18 protein-coding genes and 1 tRNA gene are annotated in these 24,221 nt (G+C 53.7%); 10 read left to right on the forward strand and 9 right to left on the reverse strand.

What is annotated here, in order from left to right:
* Positions 1-139 precede the first annotated feature (139 nt).
* On the reverse strand, positions 140-613 hold the full coding sequence (locus E9531_RS02650) for a PACE efflux transporter (RefSeq protein ID WP_136572163.1): 474 nt from the start codon (positions 611-613) through the stop codon (positions 140-142).
* Positions 614-752: 139 nt separating this feature from the next.
* Here E9531_RS02650 and E9531_RS02655 point away from each other — a divergent pair, with 139 nt between their 5' ends.
* Both E9531_RS02655 and mqo read left to right on the forward strand, forming a co-directional pair.
* A complete protein-coding gene (locus tag E9531_RS02655) occupies positions 753-2,222 on the forward strand; it encodes a Glu/Leu/Phe/Val family dehydrogenase (protein WP_244609940.1) in 1,470 nt (489 codons plus the stop codon).
* A gap of 369 nt (positions 2,223-2,591) precedes the next feature.
* Positions 2,592-4,304 (forward strand): malate dehydrogenase (quinone), encoded by a 1,713-nt coding sequence (gene mqo / locus E9531_RS02665; RefSeq protein ID WP_136572165.1) that lies wholly within the window; start codon positions 2,592-2,594, stop codon positions 4,302-4,304.
* 229 nt (positions 4,305-4,533) lie between these two features.
* On the opposite strand, the gene E9531_RS02670 is transcribed toward mqo, so the two are convergent.
* Positions 4,534-4,610: transfer RNA gene (locus E9531_RS02670), tRNA-Val, on the reverse strand.
* A gap of 215 nt (positions 4,611-4,825) precedes the next feature.
* Positions 4,826-6,214, reverse strand: a complete 1,389-nt coding sequence (locus E9531_RS02675) for an NAD-dependent succinate-semialdehyde dehydrogenase (RefSeq protein WP_136572166.1) — start codon at positions 6,212-6,214, stop codon at positions 4,826-4,828.
* Positions 6,215-6,619: 405 nt separating this feature from the next.
* Between E9531_RS02675 and E9531_RS02680 the strand changes: the two genes are divergently transcribed.
* From E9531_RS02680 to E9531_RS02700, 5 genes are all read left to right on the forward strand, one after another.
* Positions 6,620-7,684: an FUSC family protein gene (locus E9531_RS02680; RefSeq protein ID WP_158291703.1), complete on the forward strand. Its 1,065-nt coding sequence runs from the start codon at positions 6,620-6,622 to the stop codon at positions 7,682-7,684.
* 208 nt (positions 7,685-7,892) lie between these two features.
* Positions 7,893-9,299 carry a prephenate-dependent tRNA uridine(34) hydroxylase TrhP gene (trhP, locus tag E9531_RS02685; protein WP_136572168.1) on the forward strand — a complete coding sequence of 469 codons (1,407 nt, stop codon included), beginning with the start codon at positions 7,893-7,895 and terminating at the stop codon, positions 9,297-9,299.
* 91 nt (positions 9,300-9,390) lie between these two features.
* A complete protein-coding gene (locus E9531_RS02690; protein ID WP_136572169.1) occupies positions 9,391-9,978 on the forward strand; it encodes a shikimate kinase in 588 nt (195 codons plus the stop codon).
* Positions 9,979-9,982: 4 nt separating this feature from the next.
* Entirely contained in the window at positions 9,983-11,131 is a 1,149-nt protein-coding gene (aroB, locus tag E9531_RS02695; RefSeq protein WP_136572170.1) for a 3-dehydroquinate synthase, read from the forward strand.
* Entirely contained in the window at positions 11,128-12,324 is a 1,197-nt protein-coding gene (locus tag E9531_RS02700; RefSeq protein ID WP_136572171.1) for a deoxyguanosinetriphosphate triphosphohydrolase, read from the forward strand. The genes aroB and E9531_RS02700 overlap by 4 nt, the downstream gene beginning before the upstream one ends.
* Before the next feature lie 108 nt (positions 12,325-12,432).
* Here the strand turns inward: E9531_RS02700 and tpx are convergent, their stop codons facing one another.
* The 4 genes from tpx to E9531_RS17430 all read right to left on the reverse strand — a co-directional run bounded on the left by tpx (position 12,433) and on the right by E9531_RS17430 (position 16,026).
* Entirely contained in the window at positions 12,433-12,933 is a 501-nt protein-coding gene (tpx, locus tag E9531_RS02705) for a thiol peroxidase (protein ID WP_136572172.1), read from the reverse strand.
* A 250-nt stretch (positions 12,934-13,183) separates the two neighbouring features.
* Positions 13,184-14,650 carry an ATP-binding protein gene (locus E9531_RS02710; protein ID WP_136572173.1) on the reverse strand — a complete coding sequence of 489 codons (1,467 nt, stop codon included), beginning with the start codon at positions 14,648-14,650 and terminating at the stop codon, positions 13,184-13,186.
* 12 nt (positions 14,651-14,662) lie between these two features.
* Positions 14,663-15,466 (reverse strand): response regulator, encoded by an 804-nt coding sequence (locus E9531_RS02715; RefSeq protein WP_136572174.1) that lies wholly within the window; start codon positions 15,464-15,466, stop codon positions 14,663-14,665.
* A gap of 383 nt (positions 15,467-15,849) precedes the next feature.
* A complete protein-coding gene (locus E9531_RS17430) occupies positions 15,850-16,026 on the reverse strand; it encodes a hypothetical protein (RefSeq protein ID WP_158291704.1) in 177 nt (58 codons plus the stop codon).
* Between E9531_RS17430 and E9531_RS02720 the strand changes: the two genes are divergently transcribed.
* From E9531_RS02720 to E9531_RS02730, 3 genes are all read left to right on the forward strand, one after another.
* Complete coding sequence (locus E9531_RS02720) at positions 16,020-18,320, forward strand: TonB-dependent siderophore receptor (RefSeq protein WP_136572175.1); 2,301 nt, start codon at positions 16,020-16,022, stop codon at positions 18,318-18,320. The genes E9531_RS17430 and E9531_RS02720 overlap by 7 nt on opposite strands.
* Positions 18,321-18,767: 447 nt before the next feature.
* Complete coding sequence (locus E9531_RS02725; protein ID WP_136572176.1) at positions 18,768-21,047, forward strand: catecholate siderophore receptor Fiu; 2,280 nt, start codon at positions 18,768-18,770, stop codon at positions 21,045-21,047.
* A gap of 141 nt (positions 21,048-21,188) precedes the next feature.
* Positions 21,189-21,866 carry a Fe2+-dependent dioxygenase gene (locus E9531_RS02730; protein WP_136572177.1) on the forward strand — a complete coding sequence of 226 codons (678 nt, stop codon included), beginning with the start codon at positions 21,189-21,191 and terminating at the stop codon, positions 21,864-21,866.
* A 78-nt stretch (positions 21,867-21,944) separates the two neighbouring features.
* Here the strand turns inward: E9531_RS02730 and E9531_RS02735 are convergent, their stop codons facing one another.
* Positions 21,945-22,286, reverse strand: a complete 342-nt coding sequence (locus E9531_RS02735) for a DMT family protein (RefSeq protein WP_136572178.1) — start codon at positions 22,284-22,286, stop codon at positions 21,945-21,947.
* Positions 22,287-22,407: 121 nt separating this feature from the next.
* Complete coding sequence (locus E9531_RS02740; protein WP_136572179.1) at positions 22,408-24,174, reverse strand: sulfite reductase subunit alpha; 1,767 nt, start codon at positions 24,172-24,174, stop codon at positions 22,408-22,410.
* Positions 24,175-24,221: the final 47 nt, after the last annotated feature.

The raw sequence follows: 24,221 nt of genomic DNA on the forward strand, positions 1-24,221 counted from the left end.
TAGACGTGCTGGACATGGAGCGATCAATTCATCGTGTCTGCGGGATTACCCGTCATTGTGCCAGCGGGTGCTGGTGTTGCACCACTACTTGGGTGGCCCAAGGCGTGCAATTACGCGGTGGTGGCGTTGGGGTGTCGGGTCAGGCGCTGGCCGTGGTTTGGTTTTCTGCGCTGGTATCTGTACTGACTGTTTGAGTGCTATTGGGCAGGCCAAAAATGCGGTCAAAACACCAGGTGAACACAAAGGTATAGACGAGGAAGAACACCATCAAACCAAAATCCATCACAAAGGCTTGCCAGAGGGTAACGTTCAATTGCCACGCAAACAGGGGCACCAGAAACACAATCAAACCGCCTTCAAAACCCAAGGCATGGGCAATGCGGCGCTTGATGCTGCGGCCTTTAACGGTTTGCTTGGCTTCCCAGCGCTCAAAAAAAGTATTGAAAACGTAGTTCCAGCTGACAGCGATGGCAGATGCCGCCACGGCTGCAACTAGTGCCTGCGACATGCCTCGCCCGCTGACGAAGGCCAGTCCCCAACTAGAGACGGCGATGGCAATGATTTCGTAAATGGTGACGTACACAATCCGGCGACGGATGCCTTGTAACTGCATGGGAATAACTCTGGGAACCAAGGAAAACCCGAGACTGTAGCGCGTTTGCAATGGCATTGCACCTAATTGGCGCATGGGCAATAGACAAAGCCGGTTAGAAAGCTATGCTGTAGCTTTTGTGTAACCTTGGAGACAATCCATGCCCCCTAGCAAGAAAGCCACCACCACAGCCAAGCCAAAAGCCACGACTGTGAAGGCTGCTGCGGTCAGCCCATCTGCTGAAAAAGCCTCTGCAGTCCGAAAGCAAAAAGTGCCTGTAGCCAAGCTGCCTGCAACACCTGCACGCGTTGAGCGTCAAACCGAGCCAGCGCCTAAAGTACGCAGCTACCAGCATCAACATGCGTTGCCTTCATATTTGAATCCTGAGCATTTGGGGCCATGGGGCATTTACCTTAAACAGGTTGATCGAGTCACCCCCTATCTGGGCCATTTGGCCAAATGGGTTGAAACACTCAAGCACCCCAAGCGGGCGTTGATTGTAGATATTCCTATCGAGCTCGATGATGGCACTGTGGCCCACTTTGAAGGCTATCGGGTGCAGCACAACTTATCGCGCGGGCCAGGCAAAGGCGGCGTACGTTTCCACCAGGATGTGACGCTGTCTGAAGTGATGGCTTTGTCGGCTTGGATGTCGGTTAAGAATGCGGCTGTGAACGTGCCTTACGGCGGTGCCAAAGGTGGTATTCGGATTGATCCGCGCCAATATTCGCAAAACGAACTGGAAAAAGTAGCCCGCCGCTATACCAGTGAAATTGGCCTGATTATTGGCCCAACCAAAGATATTCCTGCACCTGATGTCAACACCAACGAAAAGGTGATGGCCTGGATGATGGATACCTATTCGATGAACGTGGGCGCTACTGCGACTGGCGTGGTGACTGGCAAGCCTATTGAGTTGGGGGGATCCTTGGGGCGCCGTGAAGCTACGGGGCGCGGCGTATTCACGGTTGGGGTGGAGGCGGCCAAACTCATTGGTCTTCCCATTGAAGGTGCACGTGTTGCCGTACAAGGCTTTGGGAATGTGGGCGGTATTGCTGGAAAACTTTTTGCTGAAGCTGGCGCGATTGTGGTTGCGGTGCAAGACCACACGGGCACCGTCTATAGCGACAGCGGTTTGGACGTACCAGCATTGCTTGAGCATGTGCGCGAAAGTGGGGGCGTTGGGGGCTTCAAACAGGCTGACAGCATGGCGGCGCAAGAGTTTTGGGGTGTGAACTGTGACATCTTGATTCCAGCTGCGCTGGAAGGGCAGATCAATAAAGACAATGCGCACCAGATCAAAGCCAAGATGGTGATTGAAGGCGCTAACGGCCCGACCACGCCAACAGCAGATGACATCTTGAATGACAAAGGCGTTTTGGTGCTGCCCGATGTGATTGCCAACGCCGGTGGTGTGACGGTGAGTTATTTCGAGTGGGTGCAGGATTTCTCCAGCTTCTTCTGGACAGAGGATGAAATCAACCAGCGTTTGGTCAAGATCATGAAGGACGCTTTCAATTCCGTTTGGCATGTTGCGCAGCAGCATAAGGTGACCCTGCGTACAGCCACCTTCATTGTTGCCTGTACCCGCATTTTGCAAGCGCGCGAATTACGAGGGCTGTACCCTTGATGCGCCATTGCCAGAGAGCTCTGGTGATCGTTGTCGTGGGGGCATGGCTTGCGGGTTGTGCCAACCACTTGCCTGCGCAGGAGAGAGAGGCTCCTGTGCAACACCAGGAGGAAACCAACGTGTGCATGGTGTACCGCGCCATGATGACTGCCCCCATGCCACCTCAAGACATGGAGCGTTTGCGTGTGGCCTGCGAAGCATCTATGCCTGAGTGACGTGGCATTATTGGGTGTGTGAATTAGCGATTAATGCGTAAGCCACCGCGCAGAAAATCTGTAAAAACACGAAACACCTAGGGTTTTCCTGGGTGTGTAGCGCACAAAAAGCCATTTCAAGCAGAATTACGAATCATTCTCTAACTCAATATTGATGGTTATGACAGATCAAACAACTGCAAGCACTTCCAGCACTTTCACGCGCCGCAAGTTCATTGCATCCACAGCCGGGGTGGCGGGGCTTGGTGTCGTGGGCTATAGCGTTTTTGGTGGCAGCCAGTACAGAGCTGCGACTGCAGACCGTCAAGTCGATGTGCTGCTCATTGGCGCGGGCATCATGAGTGCCACTTTGGGTACTTTACTGGCAGAGCTAGAACCCGGCTGGACTTGCGAGGTGTTTGAGCGGCTTGACCAAGTGGCCGAAGAGAGTTCCAACGGCTGGAACAATGCAGGCACCGGGCATGCTGCGTTGTGTGAGTTGAATTACACACCGATGGACACCAATGGCAATGTGCAAATTGCCGCTGCCTTGCGCATCAATGAAAGCCACCAAGTCTCGCGTCAATTCTGGGCGCATCAGGTGCGCCAAGGAGTGCTGGGTAATCCACGCGACTTCATCAATTCCACGCCTCATATGAACATGGTGTTTGGTGAGGAAAATCGCCAGTTCATCGACAAGCGGTTAAAGGCGCTGTCGGTTTCGCCGTTGTTTACAGGCATGGAGTCGAGCACCGATCCTGAACAAATTAAGCAATGGGTGCCTCTGATGATGGAGGGGCGTGCTGATGGGGAAGTGCTGACGGTTACGCGCAACACCATGGGCACTGATGTGAATTTGGGCGAAATCACCCGCCAGTTTTACCGCTACTTGTCGAGTCAGCCCCATTTCAAGATTGTCACGGGCCACGAAGTGCGTTCTATAACCCGCAACGAAGATGGCACATGGCGGGTTTCTGCATTTGACATGCGTGATGACAGCAAAATCCAAACCGTGGATGCCCGTTATGTATTCATTGGCGCCGGTGGCGCGGCATTGCCTTTGCTCCAGCTTTCGGGCATTCCTGAGTCAAAGAGCTACGCGGGTTTTCCGGTTGGCGGCGAGTTTTTAGTGACAGAAAAACCTGAAATTGCCAAACGCCATTTGGCCAAGGTATACGGTCTGGCTGATACCGGTTCGCCACCAATGTCGGTGCCGCATTTGGATACGCGCATGCTCGATGGCAAGCAGGTGCTGCTGTTTGGCCCATTTGCGACCTGGTCCAGTAAGTTTTTGAAGAATGGCTCTTACTTTGATTTGCTCAAGGCAACGACTTTTTCCACTGTGATTCCGCAACTGCAAGTGGGAGTCGATGAGTTTGGATTGATCAAATATCTAGCAGGTCAGTTGAGCTTGAGTAAAGAACAGAAGATGGATTCGCTGCGCCGCTATATGCCCGAAGCCAAGGATGAGGATTGGCGCCTGTGGCAAGCAGGGCAGCGCGTGCAGATCATCAAGAACGACCCGGAAAAAGGTGGCCAGCTGAAACTGGGGACTGAGGTGGTGGCTTCACAAGATAAATCGTTGAGTGCGTTGCTTGGTGCATCACCTGGTGGTTCGACCTCTCCAGCCATCATGCTGTCGCTGCTGGAGACGGTGTTTCCACAGCAGATGCAAACAGCGGCATGGAAAGACAAGATCAAGCACATCGTGCCAAGCTATGGCGTCAAGCTCAACGAAAATCCTGCGTTGTTGGCGCAGGTGTGGGCAGAGACGACAGAAGCACTGCAGTTGGCTATGGCTCCGCCAACCCTGCAAGGCGTGGCCGCTGGCAGCCATCCTGTAGAAAATCCTGCTGAAGTGAAGAAAGTGCCAGACATCGCTTTGTAGGATTGTGTCGTCGGTGTGCGGCAATATAGGCATTTCCTGCGACTATATACTTGCTGCATTGCTTGTGCTGATGCGCAAAAAAAAGGCTGCTCGATGGTGCGGCCCTTTTTTTTGAGGCTTAAAAGTAGCGTTTCGCAGTTGTTTTGCGCAAAAAAAAAACCGCACAAAAATGTGCGGTTCATTTATTTCCAATGAATCTTATTTTTTTGAATAATTCAAAAAAAATCATTGGTAGGCGCGATTGGATTCGAACCAACGACCCCCACCATGTCAAGGTGGTGCTCTAACCAACTGAGCTACGCGCCTGAAGCGAAGGCCGCATTGTATAGGGCTTTTGAGTTCATTTTTGGAAGTTTGGTGTTTTTTTTCATTTTTTCCTGTTTTTTTGTTTTTTAGCTGTTTATCTTCGTTGCAACGTGTGCTGGACGGAGTGATCGCGGCAATCAATATGCCATCTGCGGGAAGCTTCCGATTGCTTCTGCAGATGGCGTTTGTTGCCGAAAGATGCACAGCACTGATGTTTAGAAGGGGGCGTCAATATCAACTACGTTGATGAGTTTGTGGTTCACAAACTCTTTGATGCCCAGATGAACCAGTTCTCGGCCATAGCCAGAATTGCGCACGCCGCCGAATGGCATGTCGGCCTTGACACGTGTGGGTTGGTTTACGAACACCATGCCGGTTGAGATTTTCTTGGCTACTTCTTCGCCATGTTGGACGTTTTGAGTGAACACTGAACCACCCAATCCGAACGGAGAATCGTTGGCAATACGAATGGCGTCAGCTTCATCTTTGGCGCGGAAAATCATGGAAACGGGGCCAAAGAATTCCAGATGGTAGGCAGGGTTGTCTGGTGTGACATTGGTCAGGATGGTGGGCTGAACAAAAGCGCCTTGAGCAGGCACCTTGGGGCCAACTTCTGTGGCAATGGCGCCGTGGGCCACAGCCTGATGTATTTTTTCTTTGAGCTCATCTGCCGCGCTTTGTGAGGACAGCGGCGCCAAGGTGGTGGAGCGCTCAGCGGGGTCGCCAGCTTTGAGCTGAGCTACGCCTTCTGTGTAGAGGCGCAGATATTCGTCATAGACAGAATCAACCACAATCATGCGTTTGGAGGAAACACACACTTGGCCGCCATTCCAATGGCGACCGAATACCCCCCATTTGGCGGCTTTGGGGACATCTGCATCGTGAAGGACAACAAAGGCATCGGCGCCTCCGAGTTCCAGGGTTGATTTTTTCAACGCTTTGCCTGCTAGACCAGCAACGATGGCGCCAGCACCTTCCGAACCTGTCAGTGCAACACCATGAACGCGAGGGTCGTTCAAAATCAATTCAATTTGGGTGTGTTTGACAAACAGGTTGATGAAGGCGCCTTCAGGCAGGCCTGCATCGCGCATCAGTTGTTCAAAGGCTTTTGCGCTTTGGGGGACGTTGGAGGCGTGTTTGAGCAGCAGGGTGTTACCCGCAGTCAGTTGAGGTGCCAGAATGCGGGCGATTTGGTAGTAAGGGAAGTTCCAGGGTTCAACGGCCAGCAGCACGCCTAATGGCTCATGCACGATGTAGGCCTTGCCATCAGCGGCAGACACAGGAAGTACATCGGGTTGGAGTAGGGACTCCCCATTTTTAGCGAAATACTCCAGAATTTGTGCAGACAACTCGACTTCTGCCTCTGCTTCACCAATCAGCTTGCCCATCTCTAAAGTGAGGATGCTGGCGTATTGAAAAGCATTATCCCGTAGCAGTTTGGCTGCCTTGTTTAAAACGGCTGCGCGAGTGGAAAAAGGGGTTTCCTTCCAGTTCAAAAATGTCTGATGTGCGTGACCAATAGCTTGTTGAACCTGCTCGTCAGTGGCATCTGGAAAAGTTTTCAGTTGTTCGCCTGTATATGGATTAACGGTTTTGTAAGCCACAATTGGACTCCCTAAAGCTGCATCAAATAGAACGTGCATTGCCAAAGAAGCAGCCACACAATGGCAATGTGTTGCAGCCCTTTCACGCACTCATAGTGTGGGGGATTCAGAGTTTTTTCCTCTTTAAGCTGCATCAAGGCATCTTGTGCCTTGCTGAGTATCTTGCGCCTTTTATGGGCCGAGACAATGCCTAAAAAAGAAACAGTGTGTTGTGTTTTTTGTGCCTGAGTGAAGGCGCGCTGAATGAAGCGCAGTTGGATGCGTTTAGAACGTATTTAGGATGGAAGTCTTGTGATTCGGGTTTATGAAAAAACTTGAATGCTGTTGTTCGATGATGAGGATATTGTGAGCAGGCCCGGAGCGGTTTAATAGGAAGAGCGGATGTTTGCAGGCTTTTTTCAATACATGGCACAAGTTGCAAAGGCACGCGTGGACTTCGCTTTGCGTGATGCCGTGGTCTCAGCCATTGCTGCCGTGCTGGCTTGGGTAGCTGCCCACTTGCTATGGGGGCACGCCAAACCCACTTTTGCAGCCGTGGCTGTTGTGGTGTGTCTGGCGCCGGGCTTGCCCAGCCACCTCAAGCAAACTTGGAGCATGCTGCTGGGATGCACCATAGGGATTGTGATTGCTGAAGTGGCGTGGTTGCTGCCTGAACACCATCCTATGTTGCGCTTGGGGTGTTCAATTTTTATTGCTTTACTGCTGGGGTGCTTGGTCAGTCCAACGCCGGTTGCGGCGATTCAGGCGGCCGTATCCGTGCTCTTGGTTTGGGCTATGGGGCCTGCGGTTGCGGGCGAGGCGCGTTTGCTCGATGTCATGACTGGCGCTGCAATCGGCTTGGTGTTCAGCCAGATTTTGTTCACGACGGACCCACTCAAAGGGATGTCGGTTGCAGCGCAAAAGCTTTTGCACCAGCTCGGCAAAGGATTAGAGGCCATGCAGCTGGCCTGTGCTGGGACAGATTCTGCGCAGGCCGAAAAGGCACTCAACACCATCACGCAGGCCTACAGCAATTTGTCGGTGTTGCAGGCCGCTATTGAGCAAAGCGACCAGTCAGCCAAATGGTCCGTACGGGGGCGGTTGGTTAGTGACAAGGTGCAGGCGCACGCACGGCGGTATGGTCGGCATGCTGCCCGTTTGTATGGGGCCAGTTTACTGTTGGGAGAGGGCTGGGCGAGGACGTTGGCGCATGCTGATGGCGCGGCACCAGATGCCTTGCAGCGTAAACTGAATACGTTGGTGCAGGTGTTGCTGCGATTGGAGGTCGGAGGGAACGCCGCTGGGCCGCAGCAGTCAGCTTTACTGCAGCAGTTAATGCCATTGGTTCAACCCGTGTCTGCAGTGACCTGGCAATCTATGGCGGTTGATTCTGCACGCTGGCGCTTGGTCGATGAGTATGCTGTGCAGGTGGCGCAGGCAGTTGTCGCGTTGTTGGATGCCGAGCTTGGTGTGCACGACGCGACGCTATGAGAACGTGTTTTTACTGCGTTGTCATGGGCCATCAGGCGGCTGCAGGGTATGGTCTTTTGGTCTGAGGCTGGAAAGGTTGTCCGCAGACTGGGATAATTGCGGTTTTTATACCATCGTCCCCCTTGTTTGCTTTGGTTGCTGGATGGGCCGATGAGACAGCGTTGAGGCGCACGACAAGTTGCGCCTTGATGCCACCACGAGATCGACCATGACGACTTTTAGCCCTGAACTTTTATTGCCTGCTGGTTCGCTGGAAAAGATGCGCGCTGCCTACGATTTTGGCGCCGATGCGGTGTATGCAGGCCAACCCCGTTATTCTTTGCGCGCGCGCAATAATGACTTCAGGATCGAGCAGCTTAAGCAGGGCATTGAAGAAGCACACGCACGGGGCAAAAAGTTTTTTGTGACCAGCAATTTGTTGGCACACAACGACAAGGTGCGCACTTATCTGCGCGACATTGAGCCTGTGATCAATCTCAATCCTGATGCATTGATCATGGCCGACCCGGGCTTGATCATGCAAGTGCATGAGAAGTGGCCGCATATCCCAATCCATTTGTCAGTGCAGGCCAATACGACCAACTCTACTTCCGTGAAGTTTTGGCAAAAAGTTGGCGTCTCGCGCATTATTCTTTCGCGTGAATTGAGCCTCAAAGAGATTGAGCAAATCCGCCAAGACTGTCCAGACATGGAGATTGAAGTGTTTGTGCATGGCGCTTTGTGCATTGCCTATTCCGGGCGTTGCCTGTTGTCGGGGTACTTCAACCACCGCGACCCAAACCAAGGCACTTGCACCAATGCCTGCCGTTGGGACTATAAAACCCATGACGCAGCTGTTGACCCCAACACGGGCGAAGCATTGGCCACGGAAAAAATGGATGCTGGCTTTAACTTTCAGCATATGCAGGAAGAGGCCGATAAGGCGTTTTCAGCTTGTGGCGATGGCCAGCGCCACCCCAAGGCCGATCAGGTCTATTTGATTGAAGAAATTGGCCGCCCTGGTGAGCTGATGCCGATCATGGAAGATGAGCATGGCACCTACATCATGAACAGCAAGGATTTGCGCGCGGTTGAGCATGTGGAGAAGCTAACGAAAATCGGTGTTGATTCCCTCAAAATTGAGGGGCGTACCAAGAGCCTGTATTACGTTGCACGCACGGCACAGGTGTACCGCCGCGCAATTGATGATGCGGTAGCGGGCCGCCCCTTCAATCCGGCGTTGATTACCGAGCTTGAAGGCTTGGCCAACCGGGGATATACAGGTGGTTTGCTTGAGCGTCGCCCTGCCAATGATTACCAGAACTATGAAACCGGCCACTCTGTCGCCAACCGCAGCCAGTTTGTGGGCGAAGTGCGTGGCGTGCGTGCAGATGGCTGGGTTGAGGTGGAGACTAAAAACCGCTTTGCAGTGGGCGATACCCTGGAGATTATTCACCCCACTGGCAACCGTTTTGTGAAGCTGGAAACCATGCAGAACAAAGATGGTGCTGCCATTGATGTGGCTTCAGGCAACCCATTGCGTGTCTGGATTCCGGTGCAAGGCCCTGTTGAGGGCGCTCTGGTTGCACGCTTGCTGCCCGAGACTGCTGCCAGCGTGGCCGCCAGCTTGTCTTGAGCTGAGTGCAGCTAGGCCGAAAGCCTTGCGGGGCGTTGAAGTCATGGCATGATGGACGGATACGTTATTTCGATATTGAAGACCCATCTGAATGAGAACCGCAACGCCGCATATTGCGCTGATTGGAATGCCCGCGATTGGGAAGACCACTGTAGGGCGCAAATTAGCCAGAATTTACGCTAGGCCATTCGTCGATTTGGATCATGCCATTGAAGAGTCCATCGGTTGCAGTATTGCGGAATATTTTGAGCGCATGGGCGAAGTGGCATTTCGTGATGCCGAGCAGCGTGTATTGGCAGAACAGGTGGCTCGTGCTGAGCCTTTGGTACTTTCTACTGGTGGTGGTGTTGTGCTGCGCGAGGCGAACCGAGCCCAACTGCGTGCGCAATGCCACGTGCTGTATCTGACTGCAAAGCCTGAAATGTTGTTGCGCAGGGTTCGCAATGACCGCACCCGACCTCTGCTGCAAGTGGCTGACCCGCTCAAACGGTTGCAAGAGCTGTATGACGCGCGCCACCCGTTCTATAGCGAAACGGCGGACCATGCCATCGTCGCCGATGCTGGAATGCGCCATATTCTGCAAACCATTGAGCAAGCTTTGAAAACACACGGCATTGAACCTGTGCTGCCAGCCTGCACCAGTGATGCCCGTTCCCTGAATTGCCATTCCCCATTGTGAGCTTATGACTACCGCAACTACTGCCTCCTCATTTGCCCAGTCTGATCGTGCCGCTATTGATGTGGTACAGATTGACTTGGCAGAGCGTTCTTACCCCATTTTGATTGGCCAAGGCGAGAGCCTGTGGCAAGAGGCCCATGCGCACTGGCCCAAGGGCACCAGTGCGGTGATTGTGACCAACGACACCGTGGCACCGCTGTACGCAAAGGCATTGCGCCAACGGCTTGAAGGCCATTACCCTAAAGTCATTGAAGTGGTGTTGCCCGATGGCGAGCAATATAAAAACTGGGAAACACTGAACCAGATTTTTGACGTACTGCTAGGCCAAGCTGCGGACCGCAAGGCCGTGCTGTTTGCATTGGGCGGTGGTGTGATTGGCGATATGACTGGCTTTGCCGCTGCTTGCTATATGCGTGGGGTGCCTTTTGTGCAGGTGCCTACCACCTTGCTTGCGCAGGTCGACTCTTCGGTTGGTGGCAAAACCGCTATTAACCATCCCTTGGGTAAAAACATGATCGGTGCTTTTTACCAGCCCAAGCTGGTGGTGTGCGATCTCGATACGCTCAAAACCTTGCCTGCTGCAGAGTTGAGCGCGGGGCTGGGTGAAGTCATCAAGTATGGCCCGATTTATGACATGGCCTTCTTTGAATGGTTGGAGGCCAATGTACAAGCACTGGTCGCGCAAGATGTGGAGGCCTTGCGGTATGCCGTGCGACGCAGTTGTGAGATCAAAGCGGCAGTGGTGAGTGCCGATGAAACCGAAAGCGGCTTGCGCGAGATTCTCAATTTCGGACATACCTTCGGCCATGCGATTGAGGCTGGCAAAGGCTATGGCGCTTGGCTGCATGGCCACGCTGTGGCTGCAGGTATGGTGTTGGCCAGCCATTTGTCGACCAAGCTCGGCTATCAGCAAGATGCTCAGTTTCACGCCCGTTTGGTTGCACTGTTGGAGCAGGCTGGTTTGCCTGTGCAAGCGCCTGTTCTGGATGCGACTAACAATGCACAGCGTTACTTGGATTTGATGCGTGTGGACAAAAAATCCCAAGGCGGTGCAATCCGTTTTGTGGTGCTCAAGCCAGCAGGCAAGGCCGTGACAGAAAAAGTCGACGATGCCATTGTGGCCAACTTGCTGAACGAACTTATCACCGCATGAGTAACACCACCGCATTGGCCGTTTACGCCAGCGATTGGGCGCAAAGCCGTGGCAGAAGAATTGCGGAGCAGAGTGCTCCAACGCGCAGTGATTTTCAGCGCGATCGAGACAGGATTGTGCACTCATCGGCATTTCGCAGACTGGTGTACAAAACGCAGGTCTTTCTCAACCATGAAGGCGACATGTTCCGCACGCGCCTGACGCACTCGCTGGAAGTGGCGCAGGTAGCGCGCTCCATTGCGCGTCCGCTGGGTTTGGATGAAGACTTGGTTGAAGCCATTGCCTTGGCACATGACTTGGGGCATACGCCGTTTGGCCATGCAGGCCAAGATGCGCTACACGACTGCATGCGTGATTTTGGTGGTTTTGAGCACAATATCCAAAGTTTGCGTGTAGTGGATCTATTAGAGCAGCGTTATGCAGACTTCGATGGTTTGAACCTGACCTATGAAACACGCGAGGGCATTCTTAAACACTGCTCTGCGCACAATGCCCGTTTGATTGAAGCTCAGGAGCCAGGTGGTATTGCGCGTCGGTTTCTTGACCCGGCACTACCGAGTCCGAGTCTGGAGGCGCAGCTGTGCAATTTGGCCGATTCGATTGCCTACAACGCCCACGACATTGACGATGGTGTGCGTTCAGGCTTGTTGCATGAACAGCAGTTGGAAGATGTGCCTTTGTTTTCTACGTACCGGCGTGCCACATTGGAGCAGCATCCGCATTTGCGTGCCGCGCCCAAACGCTGGTTGTACGCGACGTTGCGCGAAATGCTCAGCGCGCAAATCTACGATGTGATCAACACTACGCGTGCACAGTTGGCAGTGCACGCGCCTGACGGCGCCGATGCCGTGCGCCGATTGCCACTGCTGGTGCGTTTTAGCGATGCGATGCACCAACAGGCCGTTCAATTGAAACGAACGCTGTTTGCCAATCTATACCGTCATCCAGTTGTGGAGGACACCACAGGCAGGGCGAAACAGGTGATAGCCACTTTGTTTGCGCATTACTGGCAGATGCAGCAAGAAATGCCGCCTGAATTCGCTGCCAGAGCTGCGCAGGCCGTGACAGCGCATGACCAAGCCCGTGTTGTGGCTGACTTTATCGCCGGGATGACTGACCGCTATGCATTGCGCACGCATGAGCGTTTGACGGGCAGTCGTATCATGGATGGTGCCTTGTCCGTCCATGAATAAGCGGTTGTAATAATCACTTTTTGGCATGCGTGCGCAGGCATAGATCCCCATGAAAAAAGACCATGCATGCATGGTCTTTTTGTTGGGCGTCAGTAGTTTCTTTGCAGATCAGGCTAGGCTGGCTTTGGCTGCTTCGTAGTTGGGCTCTTGCGCAATTTCGCTGACCAGCTCGCTGTGCAGCACTTTATTGTCTTCATCAAGTACCACCACGGCACGTGCGGCCACGCCGGCCAATGGCCCTGTGGCGATGGCCACACCATAGTCTTTCAGGAAAGCAGCGCCGCGCATGGTGGACAAAGTCACCACGTTGCTCAGGCCTTCAGCGCCGCAAAAACGTGCTTGGGCGAATGGCAAGTCAGCTGAAATGCATAACACGACAGTGTTGTTCAAGGCGGATGCTTGTTGGTTGAAGGTGCGAACCGACGTTGCGCAGGTGGGAGTGTCTACGCTGGGGAAAATGTTTAGCACTTTGCGCTTACCAGCAAATTGCGCCAAAGTAACATCGGCCAAGTCTTTGCCAACGAGCGAAAAGGCCGGAGCCGTTTGACCGGCTTGCGGCAATGTGCCTTCAACTTCGATAGGGTTGCCTTTGAGGGTAACTTGTGCCATGGGTGCTCCTTGTAATGGTTAAACAGAAATGCAATGCGCTTTGTGCAGTGGGCCAGACTGGCATTTGGAAAATGGTCTTTCTGCATGGTTCGTGCGCCACTGCCTGATCGGGCGAATTGTCGCATTCAGGCCGGTGCAGTGTTGGACTTCTTCGCAGTGGCTTAGCCTCAATAGGGCTATTGCGATGGTGTCAGGGGCAACTGCAACGACGGGGGCAGGTGGCTGCAGTGCTTGCGGTGCGGCCTGCCGATCAGTGGAGTGCAGTAAGCACTTTTCCTGAAAAACGAGGCAACTCTAAATAGGCGCAAACACCTTGCTGCTCAGCGCGGTTGCTCAAACGAAATTGGCCGCGGTGGCTGCGCGCAACAGCCTCAACAATGCTCAATCCTAAGCCGTAACCGCCGGTGGCGTTGTTGCGCGATGGCTCACCCCTGACAAAAGGCTGGGTGATGGAGGCAAGCAAAGCTTCAGGGATGCAGGGGCCCTCGTTGAGTATGGTGATACTGACCGTTTCTTGGGTGTGTGCCAACAGCACTTGCACGTTGTGGCCGTAGCGCAGAGCGTTGTCGAGCAAATTGCTCAGGGCGCGTTTGAGGCCCATCGCATCGGCCTCAATGGGGGCTCCTGTGGCACCTGTGATGGTGATGTGGTGCCCCAGCTCTTGCAGGTCTTGGCATAGGCTGTGTGCCAGTGAGTCTAGGTCTAAACGTTGAACATGGGAGGCCCGTTGCTCCGCTTGAATGAAGGCAAGGGTGCTTTCAACCAAAGACTCCATGTCGCTGAGGTCGTCACGCAGTTTGCTCACTGATGCCGCGTGGTTGTCAGTGTTGAGCAATGCCAGTCGCAAGCGCATACGGGTCATGGGGGTGCGCAGGTCATGCGAAACAGCGGCAAGAAAACGATCGCGCTCCTCAATCTGGGCAATGATGCGAGCCTGCATGCGGTTAAAGGCATGGGCTGCATGGCGTACTTCTGCGGGGCCATTCTCGTCCAAAGGGGTGGCCTGGGTGATGTTGCTGCCCAATGATTGGGCAGCTTTGGCCAGTCGCGACAACGGCTCCGCTACCCAGCGAACGGCAAGCACCACCAGCGCCACGACAATCAAAATACGGATGGCGTAGACCCGCCAGAATAAGTCACCAAGCACGCGCCAGGCATTGTCTTCCTGCCAACCTGGCTGTAACTGCGAGGTGATGCGAAGCCATTGGTTAGGGGCGTATTGCAATTGCATCGAATAGACCACGGTCAAAGGGCTAAAGCCTGAGAGCGTGAACCAGTCTGCGTTATGGCCTTGGTCATCCAGCAGGGCCAGATGCAGTAACTCTAATTGCCGCTGGTCGGGGACACGTTCGTGAAATACGCGCTCCAAGAGTTTGGCTGCAGAGAGAGCATGTTGTGTGCGACCCAACTGGCTGGGCTGGCTGCTGGTGCTGAGGGTGGCATTCAGGCCGATGTGCGTAGCCAGTTCCAGTACTTCAGCGCGTGGGTGCCCGCTGTCAAGCAACTCGACCAAGTCTGCAATGCGCTCTCCTACCAGACGCGTTGGTGCTTCAAGCCGCTGGGCGTGGCGCACATTAAGCCAAATACTACTGGTGAGGAATTGCGCTGCCAGCATTCCTGCCACCAGGATCAGCACCATGCGTCCAAATATGGAGTCCGGCCAAAGTCTAGCCAGGTGCTGCTTGGCCTTGCTGATGGCTTGCTGAATCGCGGTCATGCCAGCCAGGTTTTAGCTGAAAGCATGTGGCAAGGGCAAGGGGGTGGGTGTGAGACTGGCCGTGCGGGGCAGTTCGCCGTTGTACATATATCCTTCGTGGCGGATCGTTCGGATCATTCGCGGCTGACGGCTATCTGATTCGAGGTGGCTGCGCAGGCGAGAAACGCACACATCTACCGTGCGGTCGTTAGGAGCTCGCTCGCGTCCGAACGCGTGTTCCAGTAATTCATCGCGGCTGATGGGGCGGTGCGGGCGGCTCAATAGCAATTGCAGAATCTGGTAGTCAGAGTTGGCCAAGCTGATCACCACGCCTTCTGGTGAATGGAGTTGACGCGCACGCGTATTGAGTTGCCAACCTTCAAAGTGGTAGGTGGCGGGGATGTCGTCGCTCTCGTTGTGGAGCGCGTCATTTGCTGACGGATTGAGTGCATTCTCAGGCGGGCTGCGGCGCAGCACTGCTTTGATACGGGCGAGAAGCTCTACAGGTTCAAACGGTTTGGCCAGATAGTCATCTGCGCCCAGTTCTAATCCCAGCACACGGTCGAGTGTGCTGCCTCTGGCCGTGAGCATGATGATGGGGGTTTTGGCGTAGGTGGGGTGCGCGCGCAACTCTTTGCACAGATCCAAGCCATCCGAGCCTGGCAACATCAGGTCCATGACGATCAGGTCAGTGGGGCCTTGCAGCAGCGCTTCGCGCATGGCATCACCGTGTTCTGCCGTTTTGACATTGAACTGTGCTTGGTGCAAGAACGTTGCAATCAGTTGGCTCATGTCGAAGTCGTCTTCAACAACAAGAATATGGGGGCGCAATGACATGGGGAATTCAGCGTAAAGGGCGATGCGGCCTGAGAATCAAAAGTAATGGCTTGCGTGGTGCACATAACTCGCCACGTTGGGAGCGTGGGGACATGGCAACATCTTAAATTGAATCACTGGGGTGTGCGAGACGCGTCATCTGGTACAAACCAGCACGCTGGGGCGGCGTTCACGAGGTGTATGCCAAGAATGGCTAAATGCAATATCGGCGCAGGTTTACAACGGTATCCTGACCGTAATGTAAGCGATGTTGCGCCACCCAAATGCGCTATTCTTTCGGGATAAAAATGATAATGAGAATATATTTCATTACATTTCATTGGCTCTGTAACCCCTTTTCCGAGCCGCAGATTTACTAGACTTCGCTCGCGTTCGAAATGCCTTCAAACAGCATCTGGATACAAGCGAGCAGTGGCAGGATTGAGTTTTTCTGCAACTGGACGTGAAGGACTGAACGCAATCAGGTCACTACCACATACCAAGGACTGCCGAGTGCGTCCCATCGCTTGTTGCGGTATGGGGGGTGTTGGCTTTATTCCATTCAGAGCAATCCATGTCATCGAATCCATCTTCTTTCGCGCGCCGGGCTTTGCCGCCTTCGGTGGTTCCTACGGTATTGGCATTGAGCATCCAAGCACTCATGGCCTCAGGCGCTTATGCCCAGTCTGCAACCAACTCAGACACTCCGGCGCTGGCCGAAGTGCAAGTGAGCAGCACGGCCGAGGTGACCAATGCCAGTGAAGTGACCAAATCCTATGAGAACCCAGCCGTATCGGCATCGACGGGGCTGACATTGACGCGCCGCGAGACACCGCAGTCTGTGAGCACGGTCACGCGTCAGCAAATGGACGATGAAAACGTTGAAACCCTTGACGATGCGTTGTTACATGCCACAGGGATTACGGCCACCCAGCTCGACATTGGTGCGCGTGTTGATTACCGTGCACGCGGCTACAAGATCACCAACTTCAAGGTCGATGGCGGTCGCATTGATGGTGACACTGGCTTTGCTGGTCAGGGTATGTCGATCAACATGGATTTGTATGACCGTGTGGAAATTTTGCGTGGTGCCAATGGGTTGATGGGCAATACCGGAGATCCTTCTGGTGCCGTCGAAATGGTGCGTAAAGAACCACGTAAAACCCGCTCAACCACCTTGTCTGCGACGGTGGGCAGCTGGAACAAGCGCCAATTGATGGCTGATGTCAATCAACCCTTGACCAGTGATGGCCGGGTGCGTAGCCGCTTTGTGGTTTCGGGGGAGGATTCAGATGGTTTTCGCGATCGTGAAGAAAACAAAGCGGTTGGTGCGTTGGCCAGCTTTGCCATTGATGCCACGCCTGATACCAAAATTGGTTTTGGCGCGCAGTATGAGCGCCGCCGTTTGAATGGGGCAACATGGGGCACAAACGTACCGATCTGGTTTGCAGATGGCACGCCAACCAGCTTTAGCCGCAGCTTGAATTCAGCGGCGGATTGGAGTTTTAGCGAGCGCGAAAGCCGTGGTATTTTTGCTAATGTGGAGCACCGTTTCGAGAACAACTGGACTACACGCTTTCAGGCTTCTAGCGCTAAGGGCGAGAGCAAAACACACATTGGCGCATCCAAAGCCAATAGCGGCGGTAACCGTGGTTACTGGAACCAAGATGGCACAGGCGGCGCCATGAATACGATGTTCCAAGAAGGCGAGAACACTACGAAAAATGTGCAATGGAGTCTTAATGGCCCTTACGAGCTGTGGGGGCAGCGCCATGAATTCATGGTCGGCTTTAATGGTACAGACAGCAAGAGCACAACGTTTGGCCTGAAATGCACTACGGCAGAAGGCGTGGCATTGGGCGCTTGCATGAACCGCATCACTGACCAATTTGCGATTCCAGATTGGCGTGACTTTGTGGCCAATGGCGATACGTTTGGCGAGATCACGGCTGCGCGCACAGGGATCAACACCACAAGTCGTCAAAAAACTTATGGGGGCTATATTGCCAATCGGTTCCGCATTACTGAGCCATGGTCTGTGATTGCAGGCGCCCGAGTGAGCTGGCAGCGTAACTATTCCAATGGCAATCTGGCGTCCGAGTTCAGCAAAGAAATCACGCCTTACATTGGGACCGTGTACGACCTCAATGACAACTACTCTGTTTACGCTAGCTACACCGATATTTTTGAGGCGCAAAACCGCCGCAAAATCAACGGCGACTACATCGACCCGAAAACAGGCAGCGCTTACGAGGCAGGGATCAAAGGCGAATGGCTCGATGGCTTGTTTGATGGCTCTTTAGCGGTGTTCTATACCAAACAGCAGAAGCTGGCCACTAAGGATCTGGACCCGCAAGGCAACGACCAATATGTGTACGGCAACGAAGCTGAAGGTGTTGCCTATATCAATGGTGCATCCGGCGTGCGAACAAAAGGTTTTGAGGTGGACTTTTCTGGCCGCATCACACCCAATTGGAATATGTATGGGGGCTACACCTATCTGAAGGTCAATAACCCCAATTCGCCTAATACGGACGATGATCCACGCCACTTGCTGCGTTTGAACACCAGCTACCGCTTGCCTGGTGCACTCAACCGTTTGACTGTCGGTGGTGGATTGACATCACAGAGCTCAATGCGCCAAAGTGCCACTGGTACCAGCCACCCTACGCAGGGTAGTAATGTGAATATTGACCTGAAAGGGTACACCCTGTTCCATGCGATGGCGCGTTACGACTTCAGCAAGCAGCTGGTTGGTACGTTGAACATCAGCAATTTGTTTGATAAAACCTACTATCGCCAATACGGCTTCTACGCTGGAGCTATCTACGGTGAGCCGCGTGCTGTGAAATTGAATCTGCGCTACCAGTTCTAAAGGCCGCAGTTGGGCTGATCGCCAGTTCAGCCATTGCCCTCAAAGCACTGACACACATGCTGTCAGTGCTTTTTTTATGCCTAGAAAGCAAAGACAGGATGAAATAATTTTGTTGCCGCGCAGGTGACAGCCGGATCACGAATGCATCATAAAAGAGACAAATTAAAAAATGATATCAAAAACCATTCTCATTTAATTTATATTTCGACTCCGTAAATTTTCGTCAATTTGACGTGTTACGCAGAACTATTGATGGGTATGGCGGCGAAGCCAAAACGCTTCCGACTGGTGTCGGTGTTCAAGGCATCGGTCAGGCTGGTTGGAGCTGTACATGAGCAGCACACATACCCAGTGCAATAGGCTTTTAGCTAGCCAAACATGGAAGATGCCAAAGGCACTTGCCACGACAAAGCCAGCCGATATCGTCCTTTTAAAAGGTTTGATTCCATGGCTTATATCCGTAGTCAAAAACACCGAGTTACTCGGCAAGTGGCTTCTTCTTCTGTGGTGGCTGCAATAGGCTTGGCCGCTTGCAGCTCTGTATTGGCACAACAAGTTGCGCCTGATGCGCGCAATGCTCGCACACTTGCTGAAGTGGAAGTGTCAGGTGATGCGCAGACCTACAAAACCGAGCAGGCTGCCAGCCCCAAAATGACAGCGAATTTGGTTGATACGCCGCAAACTGTTACGGTGATTAACCGTGAAGTGATTGAAGAGCAAAACGCCAGCACGTTGCAAGAGGCACTGCGCAATACACCGGGGGTGACTCTGTTGTTGGGTGAAGGCGGCAACTCCAACACCAAAGACAACATTTTTATGCGCGGTTTTGATACCAGCAGCAGTATTTTTGTTGATGGGGTGCGCGATTTGGGCAGCCAGAGCCGCGATACCTTCAATGTCGAGCAAATCGATGTGATCAAAGGGGCCTCCGGTTCTGAATATGGCCGTGGCGCCCCATCGGGCACCATCAATATGGCCACCAAAGTTCCTTTTACGGGCAACGCCAATGAAGCGCGCGTTTCCATGGGAACTGACGACCATAAACGCATTACGGCGGACATCAATCGCAGTTTGTCAGATACGTCTGCCGTGCGTTTGAATGCCATGGCGCAAAACAGCGGGACCCCAGGGCGCGATTTTGTGCGCAACAAGGGTTTTGGTTTTGCGCCATCGGTAGGATTTGGTTTAGGCACGCCGACACGCGTGTTTGCTGATTTATCGTATGTGAAAAAAAACAATCGCCCAGACGGTGGCGTGCCCACATTGGGTTTGCCCGGTTTTTACAATGCGGCGCTGGCCAATGCAGGTGTTGATTTGAGTGGTTTGGCCGCTGTTGACAGCTCCAATTACTACGGCAGCTTGAGTGACTACAGCAAGACCGAAAGCACCCAGGCCACATTGCGTGTGGAGCATGACTTCAGTGCCGATGCCACGCTGCGCAATACCACCCGCATCGGGCAGAATGAGTTTGATCAACTGCTCACGGGCACCAGTGCTGTTGTTAGCGATGGCTCTGGCGCCAATGCCGTGGCCAGACTGGATCCTGCGACATGGACGGCGTCTCGCTCACGTCAGTTGCGTTGGCAAAAAAATTCGATAGCCACCAACCAAACCAATTTGAGTGCTCGCTTTGCGCTGGCTGGCATGCAGCACACGCTCAATACGGGGGTGGAGCTGATCTATGAGAAGCAGACCACTAAAGGTCTTACGGGCGCGGGTACCGTGGCACAAGCCAACTTGTACAACCCGAATGTGAATGACCCGATCGCAGGGCAAGACATCCAACGGACTGGCCAGCGCAGCAACGGTAACACCAAAACGCTGGCGTTGTATGCGTTTGATACGGTGGAGCTGCACCCTCAGTGGCAAGCCACAGGAGGGGTGCGGGTTGAGCGTTACCGCACGCAGAATGACTCGGTGACAGCACCTGATGCGGCTGGCGTTCAAACCTTCAGCAACCTCAAAGCCAGTGATACCTTGGTGAGCGGCAAGTTGGGATTGGTGTTCAAGCCTACAGCCAATGGTTCTATCTACGGTGGAATCTCCACTTCTCAGCAGCCTCCTGGCGGCAGCAACTTCACGTTGAGTGCAACCGAAAGCAGCATCAATAACCCCAATATGGATCCGTCTAAATCGACCAACGTGGAGTTGGGCACGAAATGGAACCTGTGGGATAACCGCTTGATGGTGACAGGTGCTGTGTTCCGTACAACGGTTAAAAACGACCTGACCCGCACGGTCGAAGGTGACATTCAGCAGTACGGTAAAAAGCAAGTCTCTGGCGTTGAATTGGGTGTTGTTGGGCAACTGACACCGGCCTGGAATGTAACGGCAGGCTTGGCACGCATGAACACCAAGGTCAAGGATGGCTCTTCCACCCAAACAGGGGCGCAGTTGAACTGGTCACCCAAACTGAGCTTCACCAGCTGGACTTCCTATCGTTTGGGTAATGGACTGACCGTTGGTGGTGGCGCGCGGTATATGGATTCGGTGACACGTTCGGTCAGCAACAGTGCTGATCCAGCTATGTCCAATATGCTCAATACGCCGTCGTATTGGGTGTATGACGCGTACTTGGCTTATGAGATCAACCGCAATGTGTCCCTGCAGTTGAACGTATTCAACCTGGCTGATAAAAAGTACATCGCCAATTTGAATAACAACGGTGGCCGCTATACACCAGGTGCGGCGCGTTCTGCACAGGTGACTGCCAATATCAAGTTCTAAATCAAGCCGGGCTGCCGTTGGCCATTTGCTGCTTGCTGTAGGAAAATGGCCAACACGAGTTCCGGCTTGATACTTGTTGGGGGGCGTGCGCACGCCTGCCCCATGCCAACTGATTCACCAGTAGATGAAAGAGCGCACACCATGATGCTGCATATTCCCGGAGTGCTGACGCCAGATGAGGTGTTGGCGATACAGCAACGACTTCAACAAGCGGACTGGGGTGATGGGCTGGCCACTGTGGGGGCGTTGGGCGCTACGGTGAAGCACAATCGGCAGTTACCGCAACAAGCCCCTGTTGCGCAGGAACTGGCCCAATACGTCAGTCAGGCGGTACGCAAACACCCATTGTTTGTTTCGAATGCCTTGCCGCTGCATGTCTTGCCGCCGCTCTTTAACCGCTACGAAGGAGGCGAGAACTATGGTCTGCATGTAGATGGCGCGATTCGCCAGTTGCCAAACGGACAGAGTATGCGCACCGATGTTTCCTGTACGCTGTTCTTGTGCGAACCAGATACTTACGAAGGGGGCGAGCTGGTGGTCGTGGACACGTATGGCACGCACGAAGTGAAGTTGCCAGCAGGCGATATGGTGGTGTATCCCTCAACCAGCTTGCACCAAGTGTTGCCTGTTACGCAGGGCGTGCGTTTGGCCTCGTTTTTTTGGGTGCAAAGTTTGGTGCAGGACGATCAGCGCCGAGCGATGCTGTTTGAGCTGGATCAAACCATTCAACGTTTGCTGGCGCAGTTGGGCAGTACGACCGAAACCGTGGCGTTGACCAGCCACTACCACAACCTGATTCGCCAATGGGCGCAAACCTGACACCAGTGGCAGCACCGGTGGTGTTGTGTACAAAGGTGCTGCCGCGCCTGTTTTGCAGTAAAGGCTATTTGTGTTTGTTCAGAATGGCCCTTTGAAAATGAAAAAAGCCCCCAGTCCTATGCAACCAAAGCCGATCAAATGGTTGAGGGTCAGTGACTCTTTGAGCACCAGCGTCGAAAATACGGCAAACACCACCAAGGTGATGACTTCCTGCATGGTTTTGAGTTCTGCTGCTGAATAGTGTGCGTGGCCTAAGCGGTTTGCCGGTACTGCCAAGCAGTATTCAATCAAGGCGATGGCCCAACTGATCAACACCACTTTGACCAGAGGCGCATGCGGAAACTTCAAGTGGCCATACCAAGCGATGGTCATGAAGACATTGGAGAACACCAGCAGAAGAATGGGGAGCCATTTCGCCATTCAAGAACCTCCGTCATTGGCATGGTTATGCATGCTGAAGCAGCTCAGCATGCGGCGATTGATTATCTCTGCAATGGCACGACCAGAAGTTGGTGTTCGCTATCTTCAATGTTCAAGGGTGTCAGTACACGTCGCGTAAATAGCGTTTGTCTTTCTTGAGCTGGTTGACGTAGTCAGCTGCTTTTTCGTGTGACGTGCCACCATGTTCTGCCACAATGGTGTGCAGCATGTCGTCCACATCTTTGGCCATGCGCGTGGCGTCGCCACACACATAAAAGTGGGCACCTTCTTGCAGCCATGCAAAGAGTTCTGCGCCATGTTCGCGCATGCGGTTTTGCACATACACCTTTTCACCTTGGTCGCGTGAGAAGGCCAGCTCTAGTCGGCTGAGGTGGCCGTCTTGGTGCCATTGGCTTAGCTCATTTTCGTAGATGTAGTCGTTTGCACGGTGCTGGTCACCAAAGAAAAGCCAGTTCTTGCCTTTTGCACCTGTGGTTTGACGTTCTTGCAAGAAGGCACGAAATGGTGCAATCCCTGTGCCGGGGCCCACCATGATAATGGGCGCATCGGTGTTTTGTGGTACGCGAAAGGCTTTGTTGGGGGAGATGAAAATGGCCGGTTTCTCCCCACGGCCAACCCGGTCGGCCAGGTAGGTAGAGCACACTCCACCGCGCTGGCGGCCTGCATGTTGGTAGCGCACAGCCGCAATGGTTAGGTGGACTTGGTTGGGGTACGCTTTGCCACTGGATGAAATGGAGTAGGCGCGGTGCTGCAAGGGGCGCAATTGCGCAACCAGCTCTTGTATGCCAATCGTTTGCGCAGGGTTGAGCATCAGTAAATCCAGAATGTCTTTGCCCCAAAGCCAGGCATCGAGCGCATCTTTGTCGTCATGCTCCAGAATGTATTGGAGTTCTTCGTGTTGACTGCCTTGCCCAATCCAGTCCACTAATTTGCGTGAGGGGGCTGAGATTTCCAGTTGGTGCGTAAGTAAGTCCCCCAAGCTGCTTTCATGGCCCGGCACTGGGCTGTCGTAGTCCACATTCAAACGCTCAAGCAGCAATTGAACCAAGGCCGGATCATTGACAGGAACGATGCCCAGTGCATCGCCTGCCTCATAGTGCAGGCCACTGCCTTCCAGGTCGAACTCAAAGTGGCGAATGTCTTTGGCTGATGCAGCGCCAGATAGTTTGTGGTTGCTCAGCAAGGTAGAGGCATAAGGATTTTTCCGGCCCGTGCCTGGAATGGCTGGCGTGGTTGGAGTGGCGCTGGCAGCAGGCGCGGCTATTGCCCCAGCACCTGCCGTGCGGGCGAATTGGGGCATGGCGGCTTCTATCCATGTTTGCGCTTGTGTTTCGTATTCAACGTCGCAATCGACGCGTTCACACAGACGCTTTGCGCCGAGCTGCTCAAGCCGCATATCAATGAGCTTGCCGGCTTGGCAAAAGCCGTCGTAGCCCGTATCGCCTATAGCCAGTACGGCAAAGTGCATGTGCTCCACACGTGGGGCGGTGCTTGCTGAAATGGCATCCCAAAACAATTGCGCGTTGTCAGGCATTTCACCTTCTCCGTACGTGGAGCTGATAACCAGAACGTGACGCATGGCGGCAAATACCCCTAAATCCACTTCGCCCAAGGCCTGAACGACCGGGGCCATACCTTGCGCGCGCGCCAGTGTGGCCGCATGTTGGGCCAATGCTTCAGCATTGCCTGTTTGGGAACCGAACAAAATATGCAATGGCACTGAGGCAGTTGCAGCCTGCGCACCGGCGGCCGTGTTGGCGCTCTCCAAAACCAACAAGCGCGAGTGCAGGCCAGCCAAGAAGCCAGCGAGCCATGATTTTTGATCGGCACTGAACGGGGCGTCTTCAGGAATGTAAGGAATTTTCATAGTCTGGTTTGAGGGGGACGACCCTATCCGGTCGGTCCAAATATTGG

It is taken from the genome of Lampropedia puyangensis, assembly GCF_004833285.1.
GTDB classification, from domain to species: Bacteria; Pseudomonadota; Gammaproteobacteria; order Burkholderiales; family Burkholderiaceae_C; genus Lampropedia; species Lampropedia puyangensis.

What these genes read in the sequence shown, in the direction of transcription:
- mqo (WP_136572165.1), top strand. Translation starts at nt 2,592, where the DNA reads ATGGTTATGACAGATCAAACAACTGCAAGCACTTCCAGCACTTTCACG.
- E9531_RS02740 (WP_136572179.1), bottom strand. Translation starts at nt 24,174, where the DNA reads ATGAAAATTCCTTACATTCCTGAAGACGCCCCGTTCAGTGCCGATCAA.
- E9531_RS02700 (WP_136572171.1), top strand. Translation starts at nt 11,128, where the DNA reads ATGAGTAACACCACCGCATTGGCCGTTTACGCCAGCGATTGGGCGCAA.
- E9531_RS02735 (WP_136572178.1), bottom strand. Translation starts at nt 22,286, where the DNA reads ATGGCGAAATGGCTCCCCATTCTTCTGCTGGTGTTCTCCAATGTCTTC.
- tpx (WP_136572172.1), bottom strand. Translation starts at nt 12,933, where the DNA reads ATGGCACAAGTTACCCTCAAAGGCAACCCTATCGAAGTTGAAGGCACA.
- E9531_RS02720 (WP_136572175.1), top strand. Translation starts at nt 16,020, where the DNA reads ATGTCATCGAATCCATCTTCTTTCGCGCGCCGGGCTTTGCCGCCTTCG.
- aroB (WP_136572170.1), top strand. Translation starts at nt 9,983, where the DNA reads ATGACTACCGCAACTACTGCCTCCTCATTTGCCCAGTCTGATCGTGCC.
- E9531_RS02730 (WP_136572177.1), top strand. Translation starts at nt 21,189, where the DNA reads ATGATGCTGCATATTCCCGGAGTGCTGACGCCAGATGAGGTGTTGGCG.
- E9531_RS17430 (WP_158291704.1), bottom strand. Translation starts at nt 16,026, where the DNA reads ATGACATGGATTGCTCTGAATGGAATAAAGCCAACACCCCCCATACCG.
- E9531_RS02715 (WP_136572174.1), bottom strand. Translation starts at nt 15,466, where the DNA reads ATGTCATTGCGCCCCCATATTCTTGTTGTTGAAGACGACTTCGACATG.
- E9531_RS02725 (WP_136572176.1), top strand. Translation starts at nt 18,768, where the DNA reads ATGGCTTATATCCGTAGTCAAAAACACCGAGTTACTCGGCAAGTGGCT.
- trhP (WP_136572168.1), top strand. Translation starts at nt 7,893, where the DNA reads ATGACGACTTTTAGCCCTGAACTTTTATTGCCTGCTGGTTCGCTGGAA.
- E9531_RS02710 (WP_136572173.1), bottom strand. Translation starts at nt 14,650, where the DNA reads ATGACCGCGATTCAGCAAGCCATCAGCAAGGCCAAGCAGCACCTGGCT.
- E9531_RS02655 (WP_244609940.1), top strand. Translation starts at nt 753, where the DNA reads ATGCCCCCTAGCAAGAAAGCCACCACCACAGCCAAGCCAAAAGCCACG.
- E9531_RS02650 (WP_136572163.1), bottom strand. Translation starts at nt 613, where the DNA reads ATGCAGTTACAAGGCATCCGTCGCCGGATTGTGTACGTCACCATTTAC.
- E9531_RS02680 (WP_158291703.1), top strand. Translation starts at nt 6,620, where the DNA reads ATGGCACAAGTTGCAAAGGCACGCGTGGACTTCGCTTTGCGTGATGCC.
- E9531_RS02690 (WP_136572169.1), top strand. Translation starts at nt 9,391, where the DNA reads ATGAGAACCGCAACGCCGCATATTGCGCTGATTGGAATGCCCGCGATT.